This is a genomic window from Amycolatopsis saalfeldensis, from assembly GCF_900110575.1.
Lineage (GTDB): Bacteria > Actinomycetota > Actinomycetes > Mycobacteriales > Pseudonocardiaceae > Amycolatopsis > Amycolatopsis saalfeldensis.
The window spans coordinates 108649-119417 of sequence record NZ_FOEF01000001.1; the positions used below are offsets into that span (position 1 = coordinate 108649).

A 10769-nucleotide genomic window follows, 5' to 3' on the forward strand; every position below is an offset into this window, starting at 1 on the left:
GGTTTACCTCTCCTCGTTCGGGTCAAGATCGAAAACGAACTTCTCGCGTCGGGAAACCGGCAAGGAGCCCGGAAACTGTCCGTGCCAGTGGACCGCATCGCGCGCGGGCGCGGCAATAATGGCCGGGTGGAACGGGTTTAGGGGTCGACTAGTCATCGTCACCGCCGCCGATGGCCAGGCTGATCAACGCGTCGGTGTCCAAGCCGTCGATGGTGCCCGCCTCGACCGCGGTGGTCTCGGCTTCCTCCGGCAGCCGCACTCCGGCCAGCTCCAGCAAGCCGTCCAGCAGCCCGGCCGAACGCAGCTGTTCCAGGCTGAGGCCCGCCAGTGCGTCGCGAACTCCTTGCTCGGTAACGGTTCCGGCCGGCTCGGCGACCTCCTCCGGGGCCAGCTCGCCGACCAGGTGCCCGGCCAGGATCCGCGGGGTCGGGTAATCGAAGATCAGGCTGACCGGGAGCTTCAGCCCGGTGACGAGGCTGAGCTTGTTCCGGAACCCGGTCGCCGACAGGGAGTCGAACCCGACCTCGTTGAACGAGCGGTCCGGCTCCACCGCCTCCGGCCCGGTGTGCCCGAGCAGCGCGGCGGCATGCGTCCGCACCAGGGTGAGCACGGTCGGGACGCGCTTGTTCACCGGCAGCCCGCTTAGCTTCTGCGCGAGCGACTCGGTTTCCTCCACCGCGTCCTGGGCCGCGCGACGGCCCGGGGTGCCCGCCAGGCCGCGCAGGACGGCCGGGAGGTCGTCGTCGCCCGTGCTCGCCAGTACCCGGGTGTCGAGCGCGATCGGGACCAGGAGCGCCTCGGCCGAGCCCGTCGCGGAGTCCAGCAGCCGCAGTCCGTCCTCAGTGGACAATGCGGCGATGCCGGTCTCGTTGATCCGGTGCGTGTCGGTGTCCTCCAGCGCCTTGCCCATGCCGTCGGCCCACAGGCCCCAGGCGAGTGAGGTGCCCGTCAGTCCTTCGGCCCGGCGGCGGGCCGCCAGCGCGTCGAGGAAGGCATTCGCCGCGGCGTAACTGCCCTGGCCCGGCGCGCCGAGCACCCCGGCGGCCGAGGAGAACAGCACAAACGCCGTGAGATCGGCTTCGCGGGTCAGCTCGTGCAGGGTCAGCGCCGCGTCGACCTTGGGCCGGAGCACGGTGTCCAGCCGATCGGGGGTCAGTGACGCGAGCACGCCGTCGTCGAGCACACCGGCGGCGTGGACGACACCGCGCAGTGGCGCGTCCGGCGAAACCCGGGACAGCAAAGCCGTTGCCGCGTCACGGTCGGCCACGTCGCAGGCGGCGAGGGTGACTTCCGCGCCCAGCCCGGTCAGCTCGTCGCGCAGTTCCGCCGCACCCGGGGCCTCGGCCCCGCGCCGGCTGGCGAGCAGCAGGTGCCGCACGCCGTGCTCGGTGACCAGGTGCCGGGCGACGGCGCCGCCCAGTGCACCGGTGGCCCCGGTGATGAGCACCGTGCCCTCGGCGTCCCAGACCGGCGCACCGGCCGCGTCGGCCGCCCGCACCAGGCGCGGCACCAGGACCGCGCCCGAGCGCAAGGCCACCTGCGGCTCGTCCGACGCCGACACCGCGGCCAGCGTGCGGCCGGTCGGGGTGCCCGCGCCGAGGTCGACGAGCGCGATGCGGCCCGGGTGCTCGGCCTGCGCCGAGCGCACCAGGCCGGCCACCGCGGCACCGACCGGGTCGGGGTTCTCCCCCGCCTCCGCGGCCACCGCACCGCGGGTCACGACGAGCAGCGAGCCGTCGGCACGGCCGAGGAATTCCTGCAGCAGTCCCAAAACCCGGTGCAGCTCGGCGTGCACGCCGTCGCCGCTCGAAGGCAGCACGAGCAAGCCAGTGGCCCCGGCGAAGTCCGCCGAAGCCTTCGCGCCCAGCGCGTCGGTGAGGCCGAACGGGTCGGCACCCACAACGGTCCAGTCGGTGACCTCCGCGACGGCGTCGAGGTCGGTCTGCTCCCAGGCCACGCGGAACAGCGAGTCGCCGCCGCCCGCCGCGACCGGCTGTGGGACCGCGGACATCGGCCGCAGCAGCAACGAGCCGACCGAAGCGACCGGCGCGCCGGCCCCGTCCGCGATGTCGAGGGACACCGCCCCGGTGCCGACCGGCCGGACGTGCACCCGCAGGGTCGTCGCCCCCACCGCGTGCAGCCGGACGCCCTCCCAGGCGAACGGCAGCGCCGGCTCGTCCCCGGCCGCGCCGGAGACGCCGATGGTGTGCAGCGCCGCGTCGAGCACCGCCGGGTGGATGCCGTAACGGTCCACATCGGACACCGAACCCGGGAGCTGGATCTCGGCGAAGGCCTCACCATCGCGCTTCCAGGCCGCGACCAGACCGCGGAACGCTTCCCCGTACGCCAGACCGTCGGCGGCCAGCTCCTCGTACGTGCCCTCGAGCTGGACCGGCGTCGCGCCCTCCGGCGGCCAGGCCGTGAGGTCGAACTTCTCGGCCTTGCCGGCCTTCGCCAGCCGTCCGGTGGCGTGCCGTGTCCACGGGACGCCCTCGGCCGCGCCTTCCGGACGTGAGTGCACGCTGAACGTCCGATCGCCGCCCGCGGTGGGCGCACTGACCGCGAACTGCACCCGCACGCCGGAGCGCTCGGGCAGGACCAGCGGGTACTCCAGGGTCAGCTCCTCCAGGCGCGGGCAGCCGGCCTCGTCGCCGGCGCGGATCGCCATCTCGACGAACCCGGTGCCGGGGAACAGGATCTGGCCGCCGACGACGTGGTCGGCCAGCCACGGGTGCGTGCCCACCGAAAGCCGCCCGGTGAACAGCAGCCCGTCGGCGTCGGCCAGGTCCAGGACCGAGCCCAGCAGCGGGTGGTCCTCCTCGCCGGGCGCGGACGCGGTGCTCTCCAGCCAGTAGCGGCTGCGCTGGAACGGGTAGGTCGGCAGGCCGACCGGACGGGCGCCGGTCGGCTCGTACACCGCGGCCCAGTCGACGTCGACGCCGCTGACGTGCAGCTGCGCGACGCCGGTCAGCGCGGCCACCGCCTCGTCCTGTTCCTTGTGCAGCAACGAAGCGAGCACCAGTCCTTCGGGCCGCTCGTCGAGGCAGCCGTCGGCCATCGCGGTGAGTGTGGTGTCCGGGCCCAGTTCCAGGAAGCGGGTGACGCCGTCGGCCGCGGCGCGGGTGACGGCGTCGAGGAACCGGACGCCTTCGCGCACCTGCCGCACCCAGTACTCCGGTGACGTCAGATCGGCGGGCTCACCGGTGACGGTGGAGAGCACCGGGATCCGCGGCTCGGCGTAGGCGAGCCCTTCGGCGACGGTCCGGAACTCCGCCAGCATCGGGTCCATCAGCCGCGAGTGGAACGCGTGCGAGACGCGGAGTTGCTTGGTGCGCTCGAACTTCGCGGCCACCGCGGCCACGGCTTCGGCGGCTCCCGAGATCACCACGGCGCTCGGTCCGTTCACCGCGGCGATGTCCACGGTGTCACCGGCGGCTTCGAGTACGGCGTCGGGCGTCGCGTCGATCGCCACCATCGCGCCTCCCGTGGGAAGCGCCTGCATCAGCGCGCCGCGGGCGACAACGAGCTTCGCCGCGTCGGCCAGCGAGAGCACCCCGGCGCAGTGGGCCGCGGCGACCTCGCCGATCGAGTGCCCGGCCAGCACGTCGGGCTTGACGCCCCACGACCGGGCCAGGCGGAACAGCGCGACCTCGAGCGCGAACAGCGCGGGCTGGGTGTAGCGCGTCTCGTTCAGGTCCTCGCCGCCGTTGATGATCTCGAGGATCGGCCGGTCGAGATGCCGGTCGACGGCGGCGCAGGCCTCGTCGTAAGCCGCGGCGAAGACCGGGAACTGCTCCGCGAGCCGCGCGCCCATGCCGGCGCGCTGCGAACCCTGGCCGGCGAACAGGAACGCCGTGCGCCCGGTGGCGGTGGCGACGCCGCTGACGACGCCGCGCGCCTCCTCCTCGTCCACCAGTGCCGCGAGGCCGCGGACGAACTGCGGCGAGCGGTTGCCGATCAGCACCGCGCGGCGGTCGAACGCGCTGCGGGTGGTGGCCAGCGAGAAGCCGATGTCCGCGAGGCTGCCGTCCGGCTCCTCGTCCACATAGGACATCAACTGCTCGGCCTTGGCCCGCAGCGCCGCGGCGCCGCGGCCGGAGACCGGCCAGGCGACCGGGCCGTCGTGCTCGGGCACGCCGCCGCCGGCGACCTCGCGGCGGTCGCCCTCCTCCAGGATCACGTGGGCGTTGGTGCCGCTCACGCCGAAGGACGAGACGCCGGCCCGGCGGGTGTGCCCGTTGGGCAGCCACTTGACCGGCTCGGCCAGCACCCGGACCGCGCCCGAGGACCAGTCGATCTCGGTGGACGGGCGGCCGACGTTCAGCGTCGCGGGCAGCTCGCCCTGGCGCATCGCCATCACCATCTTGATCACCCCGGCCGCGCCGGCCGCGGCCTGGGTGTGGCCGATGTTCGACTTGACCGAGCCGATCCACAACGGACGGTCCGCGGCGATCTCCTTGCCATAGGTGGCCAGCAGCGCCTGGACCTCGATCGGGTCGCCCAGTTTGGTGCCGGTGCCGTGGGCCTCGACGGCGTCCACATCGGACGCGACCAGGCCGGCATCGGCCAGTGCCGCGCGGATCACGCGCTGCTGGGCCGGGCCGTTGGGCGCGGTGAGGCCGTTGGACGTGCCGTCCTGGTTGACCGCGCTGCCCTTGAGCACCGCGAGCACCGGGTGGCCGAGGCGGCGGGCGTCGCTCAGCCGCTCCAGCACGACCACGCCGGCGCCCTCGGACCAGGTGGTGCCGTCGGCGTCGTCGGAGAACACCTTGCACCGCCCGTCGGCCGCGAGGCCCTGCTGGCGGGCGAACTCGACGAACGTCTCCGGCGTCGCCATCACGGTGACACCTCCGGCCAGCGCCAGCGAGCAGTCCCCGCCGCGCAGCGCCTGCGCGGCCATGTGCATCGCGACCAGCGAAGACGAGCAGGCGGTGTCCACGCTGACCGCGGGGCCCTCCAGCCCGAGCGTGTAGGACACCCGGCCGGTGACGATCGAGCCGGCGCTGCTCGCGCCCACGTAGTCGTGGTACTGGACGCCCGCGTACACGCCGGTCGGGCTGCCCTTGAGCGAGGCCGGGTCGATCCCGGCGCGTTCGAGGGCCTCCCAGCACGACTCGAGCAGCAGCCGCTGCTGCGGGTCGATCATCGGGGCTTCCTTGGGCGAGATGCCGAAGAAGGCCGGGTCGAAGTCGCCGGCGTCGTAGACGAAACCGCCTCGGGCGACGTACGTGGTGCCGGGCCGCCGGCCGCTCGGGTCGAGCAGGCCGTCGACGTCCCAGCCGCGGTCGGCCGGGAAGTCGCCGATGGCTTCGCGGCCCTCGGCGACCAGCTCCCACAGCTGCTCCGGCGAGGTGACCCCGCCCGGCAGCCGGCAGGCCATGCCGACGATCGCGATCGGCTCGTCGCCGGAGGTCCGCGCGGCCGCGGTGACCACCTCGGCGGTGGTGCCGGCCAGCTCCGCCAGCAGGTGGCCGGCGAGCGCGGACGGCGTGGGGTGGTCGAAGATCAGCGTCGCGGGCAGCCGCTGGCCGGTGGCCGAGGTGAGCCCGTTGCGCAGTTCGATCGCGGTGAGCGAATCGAAGCCGAGCGACTGGAACTGGGCCGACGGCTCGATCTCGTGCGCACCGCCGTACCCGAGCACGGTGGCCGCGTGGCCGCGCACCAGCTCCAGCACCGCGTCACGGCGGTCCGCCTCGGGCAGGTCCAGCAGCCGCGTCGCGAACGAGTCTTCCCTCGCCGCGGCCGCACCGGCGGCGATCCGCCGTCCGGCCCGGCCGACCAGCTCTTCCAGGGTCTTCGGGATCCGGTCGAGCCGGCGCAGCGTGGGCAGGTCCAGCTTCGCCGGGACCACGGTGGCGTGGCGGACCACCAGCGCCCGGTCGAACAGGGCCAGTCCCTCCACGGTGGACAGCGGGACGACCCCGCTCGTCGCGAGCCGCGTGACCTCCTCGGCCGAGAGCGTGCCGCCCATGCCGCCGACCTCGCCCCACAGGCCCCAGCCCAGTGACAGCCCGGGCAGGCCATGGGCGACGCGGTGCGCGGCGAGGGCGTCGAGGAACGCGTTCGCGGCGGCGTAGCTGCCCTGGCCGGGCGCGCCGAGCACGCCGGAAACCGAGGAGAACAGCACAAACGCCGAGAGCGCGGTGTCGCGGGTCAGCTCGTGCAGGTTCAGCGCGCCGTCGACCTTGGGCCGCAGCACCGTGTCGACGCGGTCGGGCGTGAGCGCGGTGACCACCCCGTCGTCGAGCACCCCGGCGGCGTGGACCACCGCGGTGAGCGGGTGCTCGGCCGGGATGGTGGCCAGAACCGCGGTGAGCGCGGCGCGGTCGGCGACGTCGCACTGCGCGACCTCGACCGCCACCCCCAGCTCGCCGATTTCGGTGGCCAGCCGCGTCAGCTCCGGCGTGCCCCGGCGGCTCAGCAGCAGCAGGCGGCGCACGTTGTGCTCGGTGACCAGGTGCCAGGCGAGCCTGCCGCCCAGCGCCCCGGACGCGCCCGTGACCAGCACGGTGCCGTGCGGGCAGAAGTACGCGGGCTCGGTCTCCGGCGCCGCGCGGACCAGCCGGGGCACGAGGAGCACCCCGAGGCGGACCGCGGCTTGCGCCTCCCCGGCGGCGAGCACCTGCGGCAGCACGTCTTCGGCGGCGGATTCGTCATCGAGATCAAGCAGGACGAAGGCGTCCGGGTTCTCTTCCTGCGCCGAGCGCACGAGGCCCCAGGCGGCGGACGCGGCCAGGTCGGTGACGTCGGCGCCACCCACCGAAACCGCGCCGCGGGTGACGACCACGAGACGGGCGTCGTCGGCGTGCTCGGTGGCCAGCCAGTCCTGCAGCCGGGCGAGCACGCGGTGGGTCAGTGCGTGCGTCTCCTGCGGGTTTTCCCCGGCGCACTCGAAGACCTCGGCGTGCGAAGTGTCCACAGTGGCCTCAAGGGCGGCCGCCCGCTGCCACTCGACGCGATACAGCGGCGGACCGGCGTCGACCGGCGTGGTGAACGGCCGGAACACTGCCTCCGCGACGGTGGCGACGGGCGCGCCGGTGGCGTCGGCCAGCGTGATCTCGAAGCCCTCGCTGGTGGTCGGCGCGAACCGCACCCGCAGCGCGGACGCGCCGGTGGCGTGGAGTTCGACGCCGGTCCAGCAGAACGGGACCAGGCCGACGCCGCCGTCACCGCCACCCGCGACCCGCAGGGCGTGGGTGCAGGCATCGAGCGCGGCCGGGTGCAGGCCGAAGCGCTCGGCCTCGCTGTCCTCGGGGAGCGTCACCTCGGCGAACACCTCTCGGCCCCGGCTCCACACCGCGCGCAGCGAGCGGAACAGCGGGCCGTAGCCGAGGCCGGTGTCGGCGAAGTCGTCGTACACGCCGTCGATCGCGACCGGCTCGGCGCCGGCCGGCGGCCACTCGGTCAGCGCGGAGCCCCCGCGGTGCGACTGCGCTGCCACCGTGCCGGTGGCGTGGGAGGTCCACTCACCGGCTTCGTCCTCCAGTCGCGAGTGGACGGTCACGGCGCGGAGGCCGTCGTCGCCCGCGGCGCCGACGGTCACCTGCACCTGGACCCCGCCCCGGTTCGGGACGACCAGCGGGCTGCCCAGGGTCAGCTCTGCGATCCGGCCGGCGCCGACCTGGTCGCCGGCACGGACCACCAGTTCCAGGAACGCGGTGCCGGGCACGGTGACGACGTCGCCGAGCCGGTGCTCGGCCAGCCACGCGTGCGTCTCGACCGACAGCCGGCCGGTGAGCACCACCCCGTCGGTGTCGGCGAGCGCGACCGCGGCACCGAGCAGCGGGTGCCCGGCCGAGGTGAGGCCCGCGGCGGTCATCTCATCGCGGTTCGCGCGGGCGTCGAGCCAGTAACGCTTGCGCTGGAAGGCATAGGGCGGCAAGTCGACCCGCTGGGCGCCACGGCCGGCGAAGACCGCGGCCCAGTCCGGCACCAGGCCGCTGACGAACAGTTCGGCGAGCGCGGTCAGCGCGGTGTGGGCCTCCGGCCGGTCCTTGCGCTGCACCGGGATCACCACGGCGCTCTCGGTGATCTGGCGCACCAGGGCCGAGAGCACCCCGTCCGGCCCGACCTCGACGAACCGGCCGACTCCCTGCGCCGCCAGCGTGCCGATGCCGTCGTGGAACCGGACGGCCGCGCGGACCTGGTCCACCCAGTACCCCGGAGTCGCCAAGTCGACATCCGCACCGACTGTGGAGACGATCGGGATCACCGGCTGGGCATAGGCCAGGGTCTCGGCCACCGCGCGGAACTCCGCCAGCATCGGCTCCATCAACGGCGAGTGGAACGCGTGCGAGACCTTCAGCTTCGAGGACTTGCGCCCCTCGAACTGCGCCACCACGGCGGCAACGGCGGCTTCGGTGCCCGAGAGCACCACGGACTCCGGGCCGTTGATCGCCGCGATACTCACCTCGGCGGTCAGCAGCGGCAGGACCTCCTCCTCGGTCGCCTGCAGCGCGACCATCGAGCCACCACCCATTTCCCCGCCGCCGCCCTCAGCGGAGTCGCTGCGCGACGCAATCCTTGCGCCAGGAAGCGCCTGCATCAGTTTCGCCCTGGCCGCAACAAGTTTCGCGGCATCGGCGAGCGACAGCACCCCGGCGACATGCGCGGCGGCCAGCTCACCGATCGAGTGCCCGAGCAGGTAGTCGGGCTTGATCCCCCACGATTCGAGCAGCCGGAACAGCGCGACCTCGATCGCGAACAACGCGGGCTGGGTGTAGCCGGTCTGGTTGATCAGGCGGGGATTGTCGGCCATCACTGTCTTGAGTGGACGGTCCAGCCGCGGGTCCAGCTCGGCGCAGACCTCGTCCAGCGCCTCGGCGAACACCGGGAACGCGGCCGCCAGCCCGGCCCCCATGCCGGGCCGCTGGGCGCCCTGCCCGGAGAACAGGAACGCGGTCTGCCCCTCGACCTGCGCGCCGGTCACCAGACCCGGGTGGTTCTCACCGGCAGCAAGCGCGGCAATGGCGGCTTCCGGATCCTCGGACAGCACCACAGCCCGATGCGACAGCGGCGAGCGGGAGGTGGCTAGTGAGAAGCCGAGGTTCAGGGGCGAGCGCTCCGCCACTGACATGTTAGATGTCACCTGGGGAACTGACATGTTAGATGTCAGTGCGCGGTCTGAAATGTTAGATGTCAGCTCGGGGACTGAAAGGTTAGATGTCAGTGCGGCAGCTGAAAGGTTAGATGTCACTTCGGCAGCTGACATGTTAGATGTCAGTGCCGGGACTGACATGTTAGATGTCAGCCGCCCGGCCTGGGCCTTCAGCGCGGCGGACCCGTGGCCGGACAACGGCATCGGCACGGGCAGGGCAGCGGGCCAGGCCGGCGACACCGACGCGGCCGGCGACACCGCCTCGGGGGCGGGCGCCTCTTCCACGATCACGTGCGCGTTGGTCCCGCTCACGCCGAACGACGAGATCCCGGCACGGCGCGGGCGGCCCTCCGACGGCCACTCGCGAGACGAGCGGAGCAGCTCGACATTGCCCGAAGCCCAGTCGACCTCGGTGGACGGCTCGGTCACGTGCAGGGTCTCCGGCAGCAGTCCGTGGCGCAGGGCCATGACCATCTTGATCACTCCGCCGACGCCGGCCGCGGCTTGGGCGTGGCCGATGTTGGACTTGATCGAGCCCAGCCACAGCGGGGCGCCCGGGCGGTCCTGGCCGTAGGTCGCCAGCACCGCCTGGGCCTCGATCGGGTCGCCGAGGGTGGTGCCGGTGCCGTGGCCCTCGACAGCGTCCACATCGGACGCCGAGAGCTGCGCGTTCGCCAGCGCCTGGCGGATCACGCGCTGCTGCGAAGGGCCGTTCGGCGCGGTCAGACCATTGGACGCGCCGTCGGAGTTCACCGCGGAGCCGCGCACGACCGCCAGGACCGGGTGCCCGTTGCGGCGGGCGTCCGAGAGCCGTTCGAGCAGCAGGGTGCCCGCGCCCTCGGCCCAGCCGGTGCCGTCGGCGCTGTCGGAGAAAGGCTTGCAACGGCCGTCGGCGGCCAGGCCGCGCTGGCGGCTGAACGCCAGGAACGGGCCGGGGCGCGACATGACCATGACCCCGCCGGCCAGCGCCAGCGAGCAGTCCCGCTGCCGCAGCGACTGCACGGCCAGGTGCAGCGCGACCAGCGACGAGGAGCAGGCCGAGTCGATCGTCACGGCCGGGCCCTCAAGGCCCAGCGCGTAGGCGATCCGGCCGGAAATCACCGAGCCGGCGTTGCCGGTGCTCAGGTAGTCCTCGACCTCGCCGGCGAGCACCGAGGGCGGCAGCTCGTCGTAGTAGTCCTGGCCGCCGCTGCCGATGAACACGCCGACCTGCTGCTTCGCCAGCGAGTGCGGGGCGATGCCGCCGCGTTCGACGGTCTCCCACGCCAGCTCCAGCACCAGCCGCTGCTGCGGGTCCATCGCCAGCGCCTCGCGTGGCGAGATGCCGAAGAACGGCGCGTCGAACTGGCCCGCGTCGTGGACGAAACCGCCCTCGCTGACGTAACTCGTGCCGGGCGCGTCCGGGTCGGCGTCGAACAGCGTGCCCAGGTTCCAGCCGCGGTCGGCCGGGAAGTCTCCGACGGCGTCGCGGCCCTGGGCCACCAGCTCCCAGAGGTCCTCGGGCGAGCGCACGTCACCGGGGTACCGGCAGCCCATCGCGACGATCGCGATCGGCTCGGCCTCGGCGGCCTCGACCGCGCGCAGCCGCTCCCGCGTCTCCTGGAGGTTCGCGGTCACCCGCTTCAGGTAGTCGACCAGCTTGCTTTCGTCAGTCATCTTGGGAACCCTCTTG

General features: G+C 73.4%; 1 protein-coding gene. It reads right to left on the reverse strand.

Annotation, left to right across the window (positions count from 1 at the left end):
- Positions 1–148 precede the first annotated feature (148 nt).
- Positions 149–10753: a type I polyketide synthase gene (locus BMY97_RS00525; protein ID WP_218156646.1), complete on the reverse strand. Its 10605-nt coding sequence runs from the start codon at positions 10751–10753 to the stop codon at positions 149–151.
- Positions 10754–10769 lie beyond the last annotated feature (16 nt).